This is a genomic window from Bradyrhizobium guangdongense (assembly GCF_006483445.1).
Classification (GTDB): Bacteria; Pseudomonadota; Alphaproteobacteria; order Rhizobiales; family Xanthobacteraceae; genus Bradyrhizobium; species Bradyrhizobium guangdongense_A.
This window is the reverse complement of the sequence record NZ_PPPT01000023.1, coordinates 12,700-28,765: the sequence shown is the minus strand read 5'-3', so window position 1 is coordinate 28,765 and position 16,066 is coordinate 12,700. Positions and strand designations below refer to the sequence as shown.

The 16,066-nt window shown below is 64.9% G+C and carries 12 protein-coding genes; 6 read left to right on the top strand and 6 right to left on the bottom strand.

The features are described 5' to 3' along the window. Nucleotides 1-122: 122 nt before the first annotated feature. From hmgA to C2U70_RS03925, 4 genes are read right to left on the bottom strand one after another with little or no spacing between them, the layout of a single operon-like run. On the bottom strand, nucleotides 123-1,469 hold the full coding sequence (hmgA, locus tag C2U70_RS03940; RefSeq protein WP_186294048.1) for a homogentisate 1,2-dioxygenase: 1,347 nt from the start codon (nucleotides 1,467-1,469) through the stop codon (nucleotides 123-125). A gap of 2 nt (nucleotides 1,470-1,471) precedes the next feature. Further along, nucleotides 1,472-2,428, bottom strand: coding sequence for an MBL fold metallo-hydrolase (locus tag C2U70_RS03935; RefSeq protein WP_140976550.1), 957 nt, complete (start codon nucleotides 2,426-2,428; stop codon nucleotides 1,472-1,474). Between the two features lie 23 nt (nucleotides 2,429-2,451). Next, nucleotides 2,452-2,682, bottom strand: coding sequence for a DUF2783 domain-containing protein (locus tag C2U70_RS03930; protein ID WP_140976549.1), 231 nt, complete (start codon nucleotides 2,680-2,682; stop codon nucleotides 2,452-2,454). A gap of 11 nt (nucleotides 2,683-2,693) precedes the next feature. After that, a complete protein-coding gene (locus tag C2U70_RS03925; RefSeq protein WP_140976548.1) occupies nucleotides 2,694-4,307 on the bottom strand; it encodes an FAD-dependent oxidoreductase in 1,614 nt (537 codons plus the stop codon). Nucleotides 4,308-4,418: 111 nt separating this feature from the next. Here C2U70_RS03925 and C2U70_RS03920 point away from each other — a divergent pair, with 111 nt between their 5' ends. Further along, the gene (locus C2U70_RS03920) at nucleotides 4,419-4,967 is read left to right on the top strand and encodes a MarR family winged helix-turn-helix transcriptional regulator (protein ID WP_140976547.1); all 549 of its coding nucleotides are present in this window, start codon (nucleotides 4,419-4,421) and stop codon (nucleotides 4,965-4,967) included. A 140-nt stretch (nucleotides 4,968-5,107) separates the two neighbouring features. Here C2U70_RS03920 and C2U70_RS03915 read toward each other — a convergent pair whose 3' ends face one another. Further along, nucleotides 5,108-5,914 carry an N-acyl homoserine lactonase family protein gene (locus tag C2U70_RS03915; protein ID WP_140976546.1) on the bottom strand — a complete coding sequence of 269 codons (807 nt, stop codon included), beginning with the start codon at nucleotides 5,912-5,914 and terminating at the stop codon, nucleotides 5,108-5,110. A 367-nt stretch (nucleotides 5,915-6,281) separates the two neighbouring features. Between C2U70_RS03915 and C2U70_RS03910 the strand changes: the two genes are divergently transcribed. From C2U70_RS03910 to C2U70_RS03895, 4 genes are all read left to right on the top strand, one after another. Further along, nucleotides 6,282-7,844: a caspase family protein gene (locus C2U70_RS03910; protein ID WP_140976545.1), complete on the top strand. Its 1,563-nt coding sequence runs from the start codon at nucleotides 6,282-6,284 to the stop codon at nucleotides 7,842-7,844. A 155-nt stretch (nucleotides 7,845-7,999) separates the two neighbouring features. After that, entirely contained in the window at nucleotides 8,000-8,662 is a 663-nt protein-coding gene (locus tag C2U70_RS03905; RefSeq protein WP_140976544.1) for an OmpA family protein, read from the top strand. Nucleotides 8,663-8,840: 178 nt separating this feature from the next. Further along, nucleotides 8,841-9,770 (top strand): efflux RND transporter periplasmic adaptor subunit, encoded by a 930-nt coding sequence (locus C2U70_RS03900; RefSeq protein WP_140976543.1) that lies wholly within the window; start codon nucleotides 8,841-8,843, stop codon nucleotides 9,768-9,770. Then, complete coding sequence (locus tag C2U70_RS03895) at nucleotides 9,770-12,916, top strand: efflux RND transporter permease subunit (protein ID WP_140976542.1); 3,147 nt, start codon at nucleotides 9,770-9,772, stop codon at nucleotides 12,914-12,916. The genes C2U70_RS03900 and C2U70_RS03895 overlap by 1 nt, the downstream gene beginning before the upstream one ends. Nucleotides 12,917-12,930: 14 nt before the next feature. Here C2U70_RS03895 and C2U70_RS03890 read toward each other — a convergent pair whose 3' ends face one another. Next, a complete protein-coding gene (locus tag C2U70_RS03890) occupies nucleotides 12,931-13,605 on the bottom strand; it encodes a Crp/Fnr family transcriptional regulator (protein WP_140976541.1) in 675 nt (224 codons plus the stop codon). A gap of 238 nt (nucleotides 13,606-13,843) precedes the next feature. On the opposite strand from C2U70_RS03890, the gene C2U70_RS03885 reads away from it, so the two are divergent. Next, nucleotides 13,844-15,925 carry an AsmA family protein gene (locus C2U70_RS03885; RefSeq protein WP_140976540.1) on the top strand — a complete coding sequence of 694 codons (2,082 nt, stop codon included), beginning with the start codon at nucleotides 13,844-13,846 and terminating at the stop codon, nucleotides 15,923-15,925. Nucleotides 15,926-16,066 lie beyond the last annotated feature (141 nt).

The following is a 16,066-nucleotide window of genomic DNA, read 5'->3' as shown; positions in this document are numbered from 1 at the left end:
GATGAGGGGTTCTATCCGCTAGTGGAAATGGAGAGAGGCTCACTCATGGAGAGAGACCCCTCACCCGTCTCGCCGCTGCGCGGCGAGCCACCCTCTCCCACAAGGGGAGAGGGGGAAGAAAACTACGGCCGGTTCGGGTCGAAACGCTTCTCGAGGCCCTTCCAGCAGTCCGCATAGTCATCCTGCAACGTCGATGAACTCGCGGCATGCGCGGTGACGCGCTGCGGGTAGCGGGTCTCGAACATGAAGGCCATGGTGCCCGTGAGCTTGACCGGCTTCAGCTCGCCATTGCTGGCGTGGTCGAAAGCGTCGCGATCCGGGCCATGCGGCAGCATGCAATTGTGCAGGCTCATGCCGCCGGGGACAAAACCTTGCGGCTTGGCGTCGTAGACGCCGTAAATGAGCCCCATGAACTCGCTCATGATGTTCATGTGATACCAGGGCGGCCGGAAGGTGTTGTCGGCCACCATCCAGCGCTCGGGGAAGATGACGAAGTCGATATTCGCCGTGCCCGCGGTCTCCGACGGCGAGGTCAGCACGGTGAAGATCGAGGGATCGGGATGATCGAAGCCGATCGCGCCGACCGGCGAGAAGGTGCGCAGATCATATTTGTAGGGCGCGTAATTGCCGTGCCAGGCGACGACGTCGATCGGCGAATGCGGCAGTGTCGTCTTGAACAGCGAACCGCCCCATTTCACGAAAAGCTCGGTCGGCGTGTCCTGGTCCTCGTAGGAGGCGACCGGCGTCAGGAAGTCGCGCGCGTTCGCAAGACAATTAGCACCGATCGGGCCGCGCTCCGGCAGCGTGAAGGCGCCGCCATAGTTTTCGCAGAGATAGCCGCGCGCCGGGCCGTTGCGAAGCTCGACGCGGAATTTGACGCCGCGCGGGATCACCACGATCTCGCCGGGTTCGGCATCGATGCGGCCGAACTCGGTGACGAGGCGAAGATTGCCCTGCTGCAGCACGAACATCAGCTCGCCGTCGGCATTGTAGAAATGCTGGTTCACCATCGATTTGGTGATGAGATAGACATGCGCGGCCATGCCGGCCTGGGTATTGACGTCGCCCGCCGTCGTCATGGTCTGTACGCCCTGGATGAACGTGACCGGCCCGGTTGGGATCGGCGTCGGATCCCAGCGCAGTTGCGCGATAGGCAAGTCGTTCTCGTGGCACGGTGCCGAGCGCCACAGGCCGGCATCGACCTTCTCGAAGCGACCGGAATGCTTCACCGAGGGACGGATGCGATAGAGCCAGGAACGCTCATTGGTGCCGCGCGGGGCCGTGAAGGGCGAGCCCGACAATTGCTCGGCATAGAGCCCGTAGGCGCAGCGCTGCGGCGAGTTGCGCCCGATCGGCAGCGCGCCCGGCAGTGCCTCGGTCTCAAAGGAGTTGCCGAAGCCGGACATGTAGCCCGGCGTCACCTGGGCGGTCGAGCGAACGATCTGATCAGGCGAGGTATTGATGTTCATGACTATCCTCCTCCTTGCAGGGCGGCCCACATCTCCTGGTCGCGCTTGTCGGTCCAGATCACGGGATCATCGATCCCCGACGCTTCGTCATAGGCGCGCGACACGTTGAACGGCAGGCAGTGCTCGTAGATGGCGAAGCCCGAGAATTTCGGGTCCATCACCTCGCGCGTCGCGGCCATCGATTCCTTGAGCGTGCGGCCCTTGGCGACGGACATTTCGGCCGCGCCATAGAGCGAGGTGACGAAATCGCGCGTCATGGCGATCGCCTCGCGGCAGGTCGCGAGACCCTTGAGCGCGTCGCCGCGGCCCGGCGCGATCGCCTTGGGATTGAAGTTGCGGATCTCGTTCAGCGTCAGCGGCCATTCGCGCAAATGCGCATCGCCGCAATAGCAGGCCGAGTGATACTCGATGAGGTCGCCGGAGAACATCACCTGCGCATCCGGCACCCAGGCGACGATGTCGCCGGAGGTGTGGCCGGCGCCAAGCTGCATCAGCCGCACCTCGCGCTTTCCGAGATAGATCGACATCTCGCCTTCGAAGGTCAGCGTCGGCCAGGTCAGGCCGGGAATACTCTGCGCGTCCTGGAACAGGCGGGGAAATCGGCCATACTCGGAATCCCAATCCTGCTTGCCGCGCTCCTCGATCAGACGATAGGTCTCCTGCGAGGCGACGATGCCTTGCGCCTTGTAGGCCGATGCGCCCAGCACGCGCACGGCGTGATAGTGCGAGAGCACCACATATTTGATCGGCTTGTCGGTGACTGTCTTGACGCGCTCGATCACCTTGTTGGCCATCGCAGGTGTCGCCTGCGCGTCGAACACGAGGCAGCCGTCATCGCCGACGATCACGGCCGTGTTGGGATCGCCCTCAGCGGTGAAGGCGTAGAGATCGGAGCCGATCTCGGAGAAGGTGATCTTTTTCTCGGAGAGGTCGCCGGTGGATGCGAAGTTCTTCGCCATCAGTGAGTTCCCTTTAAGTCTTGCTATTGTTGTTGCTGTTGCTGTTGTTGCTGCTGGCCGTCGACGACGCGGCGTTTTGCCAGCACGATCGCTTCGTTCAGCACGTCGATGTCGCCGATATGGTTGGCGAGGATCAGGACCAGTGCTGCGTCGAGATCGGCGCTCTGCTCGTCGGTGAGACCGCGATGCGCCTCGACGACGGCGCGAAAGGCATCGTCGGGCCGCGCAAAGTTCGAGCTGGTGGACAGAGCCATCGGCAAACCTTTCAGTTCAGGCCTTGAGCCCGCGACAGCGCAGCCGCAATCGCCTCGCGCGTCGGATGGCGGAAGCGCGCCGCGACATAACCATCGGGCCGCAGCAGATAGGCGCTGCCGGGCGCGGCATCGTAGCGCTTGGCAATCAGGCCGGCTGTATCACCAAGCCCATCCGCACCGCCGATGCGAATTTCCCTGACGCCTTTGGGCACATCGATCGCCACGCCATTGCCGAACCCGAGCAGGGTGAAATCCGTTCCGCCCTTGCGGAAGGTGTCGGTGAGGTAGGCTGCCTCGCCCGCGCGCGTCGCGACCGGCGCATCCAGCATGGAACAGCCGGGCCGCGGCCCGCCATTCCACGCGTCGGCATCGGACGAGGACAGCGGCGTGTCATAACTGCAGGGCACCGAGAGCCGGCCGCCATTGACCATGCGCTTGCCGAACTCGGTTTCCTTGGCCAGCGACAGCACCGCCTTGCGCAGCCGCGCCTCCTGATGCGAGTTCGGCGCCATGAAATCGGTCGAGCGGGTGGATTCGCGGATGTTCTCGTCGGCGGCCGCACTGCGCTCGATGTGATAGCTCTCGAGCAGGCTCGCGGGCGAGGCGCCACGCAAGACGCGATCGAGTTTCCACGACAGATTCTCTGCGTCTTCCAGGCCGGAATTGGCGCCGCGTGCGCCGAACGGCGACACCTGATGTGCGGAATCGCCGGCAAAGACCACGCGGCCATGGATGAAGCGATCCATCCGCCGGCATTGGAATTTGTATAACGAGATCCATTCGAACTCGAACTTGTCGTGGCCGAGCATGCGCGCGATCCGCGGCCGCACGTTTTCCGGCTGCTTCTCGACGGCGGGATCGGCGTAGCGGTTGAGCTGGAGATCGATGCGCCAGACATTGTCGGGCTGCTTGTGCAACAGCGCCGAGCGCCCGGCATGGAACGGCGGATCGAACCAGAACCAGCGCTCGGTCGGAAATTCCGCTGTCATCTTGACGTCGGCGATCAAAAATTGATCCTCGAACACCTGGCCCGCGAACTCGGCGCCGACCATCTGCCGCAGCGAGGATTTTGCACCGTCGCAGGCGATAACGTATTGCGCACTGACGCGATAGGCGCCCTCCGGCGTGTCGATCGTCAGCACGACGGAGTCGTTACGTTGCTCCAGTGCACTCACCTTGTTGCGCCAGCGCAGATCGATGGCCGGCAATTCGTCGATGCGATCGACCAGATAGGCTTCGGCATAATATTGCTGGAGGTTGATGAAGGCCGGCCGCTTGTGGCCGTCCTCGGGCAGCAGGTTGAACTGGTAGAGCTGGGACTCGCCGTGAAAGATGCGGCCGACGCTCCACACCACGCCCTTCTCGACCATCCGGTCGCCGACGCCGAGCCTGTCCCAATATTCCAGCGAACGCTTCGAGAAGCAGATCGCGCGGGAGCCTTCGCCGATGCGGTCGGCATCATCCAGCAGCACGACGCGCTGGCCGCGCTGCGCGAGGTCGATCGCCAGCGACAATCCGACCGGTCCCGCGCCAACCACCACAACCGCATGCTGGGCGGGGTCGGCGCCGGGGCGGTCCTGATCGGGGTGGCGGCGGTAACCGAACTGGGTTTTTGCCTGCGCCATGCGCTAACCTCGGCTCTGGTCAGGGGAGACCTGATCTGCTAGATAGTCTCACGTGCAACTATCTTGAACCGACCCCAGCCGATCGTCAACCGGAATCCGGAGATATTTTTCTTGGCGAGGACCTCAAACGACGCCGCGCTGAAGGCGCGACCTTCCGAGCCACAACAGACTGCGTCGAAAGCGAAGGCGCGGCTCGATCTGTTCAAATTCGTGCCGTTCCGCCTCAACCGGCTGGCGGCGGAGGTGAGTTCCGCGCTCTCGACCGAATATCAGGAGCGCCATGGGCTCGACATTCCGGCCTGGCGCGTGCTCGCCACGCTCGGCTTCCGCAACGACGCCTGCAGCGCGCAGTTCATCTCGCAATGTACCCGCACGCACAAATCGACGATCAGCCGCGCGGTGACGCTGCTGCTGCACAAGGACCTGATCGAGCGCGTCGAGAACGAAGCCGACCGCCGCGAATTCCGCCTGCAACTGACGAACAAGGGCCGCGCGCTCTACGAAGAGCTGTTCCCACAGCTGCTGCGGCGGGAAGACGAGATCCTCGCCTGCCTCACCGCGCAGGAGCGAAAGCAGTTTGCCGCGCTGCTCGGCAAGATCGAGCAGAGCCTGGATCTGATTCAGACGAGTGAAGAGGCGGACGCGAAGCAGGCGTATTGAGGATGTTCGTCATTCCGGGGCGCGCCCGCTTGGGCGCGAGCTATGATGCGCAATTGCGCATCTGAGAATCCATTGCGCCACCGGTTATGTCGATAAATGGATTCCGGGCTCGCGCTACGCGCGCCCCGGAATGACGGTCCCTATTTCGCAAACGACTTCGTCGGCGGCAGGTGCAAGGCCCAGGCGTCCGTCTTGTCGCTCGCGCGCGGATAGATTTCGGTGACGATGGGATCGTGGCCGGGGATGAAGCGATCGGGATGGCCGGCGAGGCGTTCGATCGTTTCCCAGCCGACCGCCATGTCGCCGACATTGTAGACAATCGGGAACGGGCTCTTGCGCTGCAGGTTCGCGTAGTAATGCGCGGCGTCGGAGGCCAGCACGACGGGACCGCGCGCGGTCTCGACCCTCACCACCTGCAAACCGTCGGAATGACCGCCGACCCGGTGCACGGTCACGCCGGGCGCGATCTCGCCGTCGCCGGAGTAGAAGTTGACGCGCTCGCCATAGACGTGGCGCACCATCAGCGTGACGTGCTCGACCGAGAACGGATGTCGCAGCAGGCCGTTGCACATGCAGCGTCCCGTCGCGTAAGCCATCTCGCGCTCCTGCAGATGGAAGCGCGCGTTCGGGAAACGATCGAGATTGCCGGCATGATCGTAGTGCAGATGCGTCACGATGATGTCACGAATGGCCGAGGCGGACACGCCAAAGCGCTCCAGCGCATCGACCGGATTGAGCGTCAGCTTGCGCGCCCGCGCACTCGCCTCCTCGGCATTGAAGCCGGTGTCGACCAGGATGTCGCGCCCCTGCCCCCGGATCAGCCAGACGAAGTAATCGAGGTCCTGCGCCGTCGTCTCATGCGGATCGGGCGACAGGAAGTTCATGTTGGGCGTGCGCGGCGACATGGTCGCGTAGCGGAGCGCGTAGATTTCGTAGGCGTTTCCCATTGTTGACCTTTTTCTTCTCGGGGGTCTGCAGATCAATCCGCCGCACCAAGCCATCGGCGGTCGCAAAGGTCAAACGCGGCTGCGATCGATCGCTTTGCGCAGACAATGTGAGACCAATCACTTTTTGGTCGCAAGGGCTGCCTTATGAGGTCACGACGCCGGACCTGAGACCTTTGAGCGAGGAAAGCCGTGGCGCCCAAAATATTCCCCGCAAGCAAAACCCCTCATCGCGGTCAATTGTCGCGATTATCCCTGTTCTCCAAGCGGTTGACGCGCCCCCACCCCCGGTTTGATAATGCAAATTGCGTAAGTTAAGGTCGCCGCGGCGCAAGCTGGATCGGCGCCTTTTTGGCTGGACCAAGCTGGTATGAAAATTCGCTTCCTTCTGCTTTTGCCCCTGATGCTGTCGATCGTCCCGGCCGCGCCGTCCTTTGCCGCGGGCGACCGCTTTGCGCTGGTCATCGGCAACGCAAAATACCCGGATGCCGAGGCGCCGCTGAAGGAACCGCTCAACGACGCGCGCGACGTCGCCGACGAGCTCAAGCGCGACGGCTTTACCGTCGAGGTCGGCGAGAACCTGACCGGCGACGGCATGCGCCGCGCCTTCGACAAGCTCTATGGCAAGATCAAGCCGGGCTCGGTCGCACTGATCTTCTTCAGCGGCTTCGGTATCCAGTCGGCGCGCCAGAGCTACTTGATCCCGGTCGATGCGCAGATCTGGACCGAGTCCGACGTCCGCCGCGACGGTTTCAGCCTCGAAACCGTGCTGGGCGAGATCAATACGCGTGGTGCGGGCGTCAAGATCGCGCTGATCGACGCCTCGCGCCGCAATCCGTTCGAGCGGCGCTTCCGCAGCTATTCGGCAGGGCTTGCGCCCGTCATCGCGCCGAACGGCACGCTGGTAATGTATTCGGCGGCGCTCGCCTCCGTCATCTCGGATACCGGCGGCAGCCACAGCCTGTTCGTGCAGGAACTGCTGAAGGAAATCCGTGTCCCCGACCTGATGGCCGAGGAAACGCTGAACCGCACCAAGATGGGCGTGACCCGCGCCTCGCGAAACGAGCAGGTGCCGTGGCTGTCCTCCTCGCTGGCCGAGGACTTTTCGTTCATTCCGGGCGCGAGCTCCTCGCGTCCCACCGCGACCAATGTGACGGCGCCAACGACCCCGGCACCGCCAGCCCCGCCGCCCGCATCACCGGCGCCTCCGACGATCGTCGCCAACAACCCGCCTGCACCGCCCCCGGCTCCGCCGGCACCTCCGCCGCCGCCAAAGCCGCCGGAAGTCAGCGTTGCACCTTCACCCGCGCCCGCACCGCCTCCCGCGCCGCGCCCGCAGATCGAGGCTGCGCTTCCGCCGCCACCGCCGCCGGTGAAGCCGGCCGATCCCGCCCCGAGCGTGCCGCCGGATGCCGGCGTCAACCAGGCTGCGCTCGCCGACGATCCCACGATCAAGAGCCTGACCGCGAAAATCGCCTCCAATCCTGACGACGTGAACGCGCTGTACCGGCGCGGCCAGGTCTATGCCAGCAAGGGCGCCTACAGCCTCGCCATCAAGGATTTTGACGACACCCTCAGGATCAATGCCAAGGACGTCGAGGCCCTGAACAACCGCTGCTGGACCCGCACCGTGGTCGGCGACCTCCAGGGCGCCCTGAAGGACTGCAACGAAGCCCTGCGGCTGCGCCCGAACTTCGTCGATGCGCTGGACAGCCGTGGCCTCGTGAACCTGAAATCCGGGGCGGTGAAGAACGCCATCGCCGATTTCGACGCTGCCCTGAAGATCAATCCGCGCCTGACCTCCTCGCTCTACGGGCGGGGTGTCGCCAAGCAGCGCAACGGCTCGGCCTCGGAAGGCGCCCTCGATATCGCCAACGCCAAGGCGATGGATCCCAATATTGCCCAGGAATTCGCAAGTTACGGAGTACGCTAGTATTTTTTTGAAATGAGGCGGCTGTCGCTCGAACCCCAGGGGTGGCAGCGGAGACCAAACGGAAGGATGCCGCGATGGGTCTTTCCGGGGGTCTTGGCCGGGGGCTTATTGCAGGAATTTTTGGAACCGCGCGGGCAGCGCAGGAGGGACTGGCAATGACATTCTCCGCAAAAGGTTTTACCGCGATCCTCTCCATGATGACGATCGGCGCGGCGCTCCTGCTGCCGCTGTCAGGCGCCTTCGCCGGCGACGAGAAGAACGTCACCGAGGACGACATCGTGAAGGCGCTGGCCCCGGCGCCAAAGAAGCCGCTGACCCGCGGGCTCTCGATCGGTCCGCAGGCCGATCCGGCCCCGAGCGCCGCCGAGACCAAGCTGATCCAGTCCGTCCGTGGCCGTTCCACACGCTCGCTCTCCGCCGTCGAACGCGAGGAAATCGCGACCGCCGCCAAGGACAAGCCGAATATCGATCTGGAGATCACCTTCGACTACAACTCGGCCGACATCAGCGCAAAATCGCTGGCGTCGGTGCAAGCGCTCGGCCGCGCGCTGACCAACCCGGACCTGAAGGGCTCGACCTTCGTCGTCGCCGGCCATACGGACGCTGCGGGCGGCGAGACCTACAACCAGGACCTGTCAGAGCGCCGGGCGGATTCGATCAAGCGCTATCTGGTCGACAAGTACGGCATCCCCGCCACCGACCTCGTCACCGTCGGCTACGGCAAGAGCAAGCTGAAGGACCCGAACCAGCCGATGGCCGAAGCCAACCGCCGGGTGCAGGTCGTCAACATGGAAAACAAGACCACCGCATCGAAGTGACCGCGACACAATTGCCCAGTTGATTGTTCAAGTGACCGGTCGTGATGTCGTGTAAATTGGCAGTTCCACGATGCGTCCCGCAGCCTTGCGGGACGCAGCTTCGTTTCAGGGAATCTCTTTTGGCGATGTCAGCAGGCTCTGTACCGGCATCGGCGAACCAGGCCAGGATGATCCGGCGATGAGCATCTCCGAATATCTCAAGCCTGCGGGAACCGTGCTGTTCGTCGTCGTGCTCGGCGTCGGCTATTACTGGTTCGAGAACCGCCATCGCCCGGAGGCCAAGGAAACGCCGGGCGAGGCGCTCGTGGTCGTGACCAAATCGACCAATGCGTGCTTCTCGGATCTGGTGCGGGTGACCGGCTTCTTCGTGCCGCGCCGCGAGGCCGTGGTCGTCGCCGACCAGGAAGGCTCGCGGGTCACCGATCTCTTCGTCACCGAAGGTGCGGTCGTCACCGACAACCAGGAGCTGGCGCGCCTCTCCCCGCCGCCGCAGATGCCGGGACAGCCGCAGCGGCCAGGCCCGCAGGGTCCGATCTCGCTGAAGGCGTCGGCCCCGGGCCTCATCACCGAAGTCAGGACCATCGTCGGCGCCCCGGCCTCGCCGCAGGCCGGCCCGATGTTCCGCATCGCCGTCAACAACGAGATCGAGCTCGACGCACAGGTGCCGGCGGTTCACATGTCCAAGCTCAACACCGGCGCCACCGTCCGCATCAGCCGCGACGGCGCACCCGACCTGATCGGGCGCGTGCGGCTGGTTTCGCCCGAGATCGACCGCGCGACCCAGCTCGGTCGCGTGCGGATCACGGTCGCCAACAATCCTTCGCTGAAGGTCGGCATGTTCGCCCGCGCCTCGATCGACGCGAAGCGGAGCTGCGGCGTTGCGGTTCCCAAGACCGCCATCGACCATCTCACCATCCAGGTGGTCAAAGGCAACACGGTCGAGACGCGCCGGGTGCGGGTCGGGCTGACGTCCGACAGCTCGACGGAAATTTTGGAAGGGCTCGACGTCGGCGAAATCGTCGTCGCCGACGCCGGCTCTTCGCTGCATGACGGCGACCAGATCAAAACCATGTTCGCCGATGAACTCGATCGAGCGCGAGTACGCTGATGGCCCTCAATATCTCGGCATGGTCGATTCGCAATCCCCTGCCCTCCGTCGTCTTTTCGATCATCCTGCTGATCCTAGGCTGGGTCTCCTTCACAAAGCTCGCGGTGACGCGGCTGCCGTCGGCCGACATCCCCGTGGTCTCGGTCGCGGTCTCGCAGTTCGGCGCAGCACCCGCCGAGCTTGAATCGCAGGTCACCAAGACGATCGAAGACGCGGTCTCCGGCGTCGAGGGCGTGCGGCACATCACTTCGTCGATCACAGACGGCCTGTCGATCACCACGATCCAGTTCGCGCTCGAAACCAACACCGACCGTGCGCTCAACGACGTCAAGGACGCCGTGACGCGCGTGCGCTCCAACCTGCCGCAGAACGTCACCGAGCCCTTGATCCAGCGCGTCGACGTCATCGGCCTGCCGATCGTCACCTATGCCGCGATCTCGCCCGGCAAGACGCCGGAGCAGCTCTCCTTCTTCGTCGACGACGTGGTCAAGCGCGCACTGCAAGGCGTGCGCGGCGTCGCCCAGGTCGAGCGCATCGGCGGTGTCGAGCGCGAGATTCTGGTCTCACTCGATCCGGACCGACTGCAGGCGATGGGGCTGACCGCCGTCAATGTCAGCCAGAGCCTGCGCGGCACCAATGTCGACGTTGCCGGCGGCCGCGCCGAAATCGGCAAGAACGACCAGGCGATCCGGACGCTCGCCGGTGCCAAGACGCTGAGCGATCTCGCCGGCACCATGATCCCGCTGTTCGGCGGCGGCGAGGTGCGGCTCGACGACCTCGGCACCGTCACCGACACCATCGCCGACCGTCGCACCTTCGCCCGCTTCAACGGCGAGCCGGTGGTCGCGCTCGGCATCAAGCGCTCCAAGGGCGCGAGCGACGTGGTGGTCGCGGCCGCCGTGCAGAAGCGCATCGATGCGCTGAAGGCGGCCTATCCCGACGTCGATCTCAAGGTGATCGACACGTCGGTCGAATACACCAAGGGCAATTACGAAGCGGCGATCTCGACCCTGTTCGAAGGCGCGATCCTCGCCGTCGTGATCGTGCTCCTGTTCCTGCGCGATCTGCGCGCCACCATCATCGCCGCGATCTCGCTGCCGCTGTCGATCTTCCCGGCGTTCTGGGCGATGGACATCCTGGGCTTCTCGCTCAACCTCGTCAGCTTCCTCGCCATCACGCTGTCGACAGGCATATTGGTCGACGACGCCATCGTCGAGATCGAGAACATCGTACGGCACATGAACATGGGCAAATCGCCTTATCGTGCCGCACTCGAGGCTGCCGACGAAATCGGCCTCGCGGTCATCGCGATCTCGCTGACCATCATCGCGATCTTCGCGCCCGCGAGCTTCATGTCCGGTATCGCCGGACAGTTCTTCAAGCAGTTCGGCATCACGGTGTCGGTGCAGGTGTTCTTCTCGCTGCTCGCGGCGCGCTTCGTCACGCCTGTGCTTGCGGCGTATTTCCTCAAACACCATACGCATGAAGAACCGCCGCCGGGCCGCGTGCTGCGGACCTATCACGGCATCGTGGCGTGGTCGGTGAGGCACTATTTCATCACCGTGTTGATCGGGCTCGGGATCTTCGCCGCGTCGATCTGGAGTATCACGCTGCTGCCGCAGGGCTTCCTGCCGGCGCAAGACTCTGCGCGCTCGCTGCTCGCGATCGAGCTGCCGCCGGGCACCCAGCTCGCCTATACCGAGAAGGTCACCGAGGACATCGTCGCGCAACTGCGCAAGCGGTCCGAGGTCAAGAGCATCTTCGTCGACGGCGGCCGCGTCCCGCCGGGGACCCAGGAGGTGCGCCGCGCCGCCCTGATCATCAACTACACGCCCAAGCACGACCGCAAGATCACGCAGCGCGAGCTCGAATTCTCGATCAGCCAGGAGCTGGAGAACGTCCCCGACATCCGCTTCTGGTTCCTCGACGAGAACGGCCTGCGCGCGATTTCGCTGGTCGTGACCGGTGTCGACGCCAACATCGTCAACAACGTCGCCAGCGAGCTCGCGACGCAGATGAAGCGGATTCCGACGATCTCCAACGTGATCTCGGAAACCGCGCTGGAACGGCCCGAGCTGCGCATCCAGCCGCGCGCCGATCTCGCCGCCCGGCTCGGCGTCTCGACCGAGGGCCTGTCGCAGACCATCCGCGTTGCGACCATCGGCGACGTCGGTCCTGCCTTGGCAAAATTCGACGTCGGCGACCGCCTGGTGCCGATCCGCGTGCAGCTCGAGGACGCCGCACGCAGCAATCTGAAGACGCTGGAGCAGTTGCGCGTGCCGCTTGGCGAGCACGGCGAGAAGGGCGGCGTGCCGCTCTCCGTCATCGCCGACGTCAAGCTCGACCAGGGCCCGACCAGCATCAGCCGCTACGACCGCGAGCGGCAGGCCACCGTCGCCGCCGACCTCGTCGGCTCCGCGGCGCTCGGCGATGCCACCAGGAAGATCTACGAACTGCCGGTCATGAAGAGCCTGCCGAAGGGCGTGAGGGTCTCACCGTCCGGCGACGCAGAAAGCCTCAACGAACTGTCCGAAGGCTTTGCCACCGCGATCACGGCGGGCCTGATGATGGTCTATGCCGTGCTGGTGCTCCTGTTCGGCACCTTCCTGCAGCCGATCACCATCCTGTTCTCGCTGCCGCTCTCGATCGGCGGCGCGATCGCGGCCCTGCTGGTCACCGGCAAGCAGCTCACCACGCCGGTGTGGATCGGCATCCTGATGCTGATGGGCATCGTCACCAAGAACGCGATCATGCTGGTGGAATTTGCCATCGAGGCGATCCATGCCGGCAAGCCGCGCGACGAGGCGATGATCGACGCCGGCATGAAGCGCGCCCGCCCGATCGTGATGACGACGATCGCGATGGCGGCCGGCATGATGCCGAGCGCGCTCGCGGTCGGCGCCGGCGGCGAGTTCCGCTCGCCGATGGCCCTTGCCGTGATCGGCGGCCTGATCTTCTCGACCATCCTGTCGCTGGTCTTCGTGCCGGCGATGTTCATGGTGATGGACGATCTGGGCGCCCTGATCTGGCGCTTCGGCAAGCGCCTCGTCGTGCACAGCGAGGATGCGGAGCACGACACCGGCCATGCTGAGCCCGCCACGGCGGCACCGGCCCCGAAGGGGATCGTGCACCCGGCGGCGGAGTAGGAGCTGACAGCTTCCTACTCGTTCCGCGCGATAGACGTCAGCTTGGTCATGTTCTTCAGCAGAATCCGCCCGCGCTGCAGGTCGAGGATCGCTTCCTTGCGCCAGGCCTGAAGCTGGCGGTTGACGCTTTCGCGGGCCGCGCCGACGAACACGCCGAGCTGCTCCTGCGAGATGTGCACCTCCGAGCCGTAATCGGCCGCAAGCGCGCAGAGCCGGCGCGCCAGCCGCACCGGCAGCGGCTGCAGCATGGATTCCTCCATGCGCTCGCTCTGCCAGCGGATGCGCTGGCACAGCAGCATGATGATCTTGATGGCGACCTTGGGCTCGCGCTCGAGAAAGGCGAGGAAATCCTCGCGCCGCAGCACGAACAATTCGCTGGCCTCGCCCGCGGTCGCATCCGCCGTGCGGTTCTGGCCGTCGAGCACCGCGACCTCGCCGAACAGGTCGCCCGGACCCATGAAATTCAGGGTCAGCCGGCTGCCGTCGGAGGCGCCGGTCTCGATCCGGATCTGGCCGCGGCGGACGCCGAACAGCGCATCGCCGGGGTCGCCCTTCTGGAACAGGACCTCGCCATTCGCCAGATGCTGGGTATGGCAAAGATTGGCCAGCCGCTGCAATTCGTCCGCGCCGAGATCCGCGAACATCGGGTTCATCTTCAAAATGACCGCAAATTCGGCCTGTTTGCTCATTGCAATTTCCTTTGCAGTTCCGCGGCAATACCCTCGGAACAATCGGGATTCAGCATCGCGGAAAACCCGCGGGAGGAAGTGTGTCATAAGTCACATAACTTTGCAGCACCCCCTGTTTATTTTTGACGGCTTGGTGCGGTTTCCCCTCCCGGGATAAACTATGGGCAACGGGCGGGCGTGGCGCCTTGCCGGATTCCTTGCCGGGTTCGACGCCGCACTCCGTTTTTGGAAAGTCGACATGAGAGCTGTGAAATTCGTCGGCGCTGCAGTCGCCGCGGTCATCATCGTCATCGCGATCGTGCTGGTGGTCGGGATCCCCTCGGGCTTCCTGAGCTCGGCGATCGCCTCGCGGGTCGAAAGCGCGACCGGCTATCGCCTGACGATTGCGGGCAGCACCAAGCTCAGCCTGTGGCCGACGCTGAACGTGACGCTGAACGACCTGACGCTGCAGGATCCAAAGGATCGCAGCGGCATCAACCGCCTCACGGTGGAGAGCGTGCAGGCCGACATGTCGCTGTCGAGCGCCTGGTCGGGCAAGCCCAAGATCAGCGAGATCGTGATCACCCATCCCGTGCTGTCCCAGCCGCTGCTGCGCGAGCGGTTGCCGAGTGCGACCGCGTCGAAGCCGGCGATCGCGCTCGATACCGGCGGGGCGACGATCGATCGCATCCGCATCGTCGACGGCGAGGTGGCGTTTGCCGCCGTGCGCGACCGCATCGAGAACCGCATCAGCGCGATCAACGCCGACGCGACCATCGGCGCCGATCGCAAGGTGAATTTGAAGGGCACGGCACGCGCCGGCGACACTCCGCTCAAATTCGACATCAAGGCCGCAACGCCGGCGCCGCCGATCGATCGGCAGGCGATCCCGGTCGATTTCGCGATCGACATGCCGGACGTTTTGCGCTCGCAGCTCAACGGCCGCGCCGAGGTCCGGCTCAACGGGCCGCTGGTGATGATCAACAGCCTCTCCGGCGCGCTCGGCAACGGCGCGTTCAACGGCTGGGCTTCGGTCGACATCGCGAGCAAGCCGCTGGTGAAGCTCGACCTCGCCTTCCAGCAGCTCGACATTCCCCTGGCAAAGCCCGCGAGCAACGCGCCGTCGCAGCCCTGGAGCGACAAGCCGATCAACGTCTCCGGCCTCAACTATGTCGACGCGCAGGTGCGAATCTCCGCGAGCGAAGTGACGGTGGGCGAAGCGCGTTTCTCGCCGCTGGCGCTCGACGCAAAACTCGCAGGCGGCGTGCTGAAGGCCGGCACCGCCAATCTCGGCGCCTATGGCGGCCAGGTCTCTGGCGAAGTGATTCTGGACGCGACCAGCGGCGCGCCGAGCTTTGCGATGCATTCCGACCTCGTCGGCGTGCGCGCGTTGCCGCTCCTGAAAGGGCTCGCCGATTTCGACCGGCTCGACGGCAAGCTGCAGGCAAAGATCTCGGTACGCTCGGCCGGCATCAGCCAGCGCGCCCTAATGGCGAACATGCAGGGCACGGTGTTTGCCCTGTTCCAGGACGGCGCCATTCGCGGCATCAACGTCGCGCAGATGATCCGCTCGCTCACCTCGGGCACGTTGTCGGGCTGGCAGGACAGCCAGGAATTGAGCACCGACCTCACCCAGCTCTCCGCCTCCTTCCGCATCGACAAGGGCCAGGCGGTCACGACCGATCTCAATCTCGTCGGACCGCTGGTGCGCGTGACCGGCGCCGGCACCATCGACCTCGGTACCAAGCTGATGGGTTTTCGCGTCGAGCCAAAGCTCGTGATGACGACGCAGGGCCAGGGCTCGTCGCTCAATCCGGTCGGCTTCGGCATTCCCGTGATGATCGACGGCTCGTGGTCGCAGCCGCGCATCTACCCTGATATGGCGGGCATGCTCGACAATCCCGACGCGGCCTACGCGAAGCTGCGCGAGATGGGCAAGGGCCTGTTCGGCCCCGACGGCGCCGGGCTCGGCAATATCCTGGGCAGCCTCGGGCTTGGCGGCAACGCGCCCGCCGGCACTGCGAGCAACGCCCCCGGCAGCAATCCGCAAGGCCAGCCGCAACAGCCGGCGCAGAACGATCTGCTCGGCGGGCCGCTCGGCGCGGCGATCGGCAATCTGATCCAGCAAGGGCTTTCGGGAGGCACCAGCCCCGCTCCGGGCACGCCTTCTGGCACGAGCCCCGGCACCGGCACGAGCCGCAGCCGCAGCATGCCGGCCAACCCGACGACACCAGAGCCGCAGGCCTCGCCCGCCCCGCCCGCCCAGGCGCCCAGCCGTGACGAGGCGCAGCAGGACAGCCAGCCCATGAACGACGTGCTGCGGCAGCTCTTCAACCGCTGAAATCAGCCCCGAAACGGCTCTCGCGGCCCTTGCCAATGGGTAACCACGCCGGCCAGCGGCCGGTTGAGGGGCCCAAACTGTGCTAGAACGAGTCTGGGCGAGAGCAGCCCTAGGCGCCGGCGTCACCTGCGGCGCATGAGG

Excerpts from the sequence above, each read along its gene's own strand:
- hmgA (WP_186294048.1), bottom strand. The coding sequence starts at position 1,469 with ATGAACATCAATACCTCGCCTGATCAGATCGTTCGCTCGACCGCCCAG.
- C2U70_RS03935 (WP_140976550.1), bottom strand. The coding sequence starts at position 2,428 with ATGGCGAAGAACTTCGCATCCACCGGCGACCTCTCCGAGAAAAAGATC.
- C2U70_RS03930 (WP_140976549.1), bottom strand. The coding sequence starts at position 2,682 with ATGGCTCTGTCCACCAGCTCGAACTTTGCGCGGCCCGACGATGCCTTT.
- C2U70_RS03925 (WP_140976548.1), bottom strand. The coding sequence starts at position 4,307 with ATGGCGCAGGCAAAAACCCAGTTCGGTTACCGCCGCCACCCCGATCAG.
- C2U70_RS03915 (WP_140976546.1), bottom strand. The coding sequence starts at position 5,914 with ATGGGAAACGCCTACGAAATCTACGCGCTCCGCTACGCGACCATGTCG.
- C2U70_RS03910 (WP_140976545.1), top strand. The coding sequence starts at position 6,282 with ATGAAAATTCGCTTCCTTCTGCTTTTGCCCCTGATGCTGTCGATCGTC.
- C2U70_RS03905 (WP_140976544.1), top strand. The coding sequence starts at position 8,000 with ATGACATTCTCCGCAAAAGGTTTTACCGCGATCCTCTCCATGATGACG.
- C2U70_RS03900 (WP_140976543.1), top strand. The coding sequence starts at position 8,841 with ATGAGCATCTCCGAATATCTCAAGCCTGCGGGAACCGTGCTGTTCGTC.
- C2U70_RS03895 (WP_140976542.1), top strand. The coding sequence starts at position 9,770 with ATGGCCCTCAATATCTCGGCATGGTCGATTCGCAATCCCCTGCCCTCC.
- C2U70_RS03890 (WP_140976541.1), bottom strand. The coding sequence starts at position 13,605 with ATGAGCAAACAGGCCGAATTTGCGGTCATTTTGAAGATGAACCCGATG.
- C2U70_RS03885 (WP_140976540.1), top strand. The coding sequence starts at position 13,844 with ATGAGAGCTGTGAAATTCGTCGGCGCTGCAGTCGCCGCGGTCATCATC.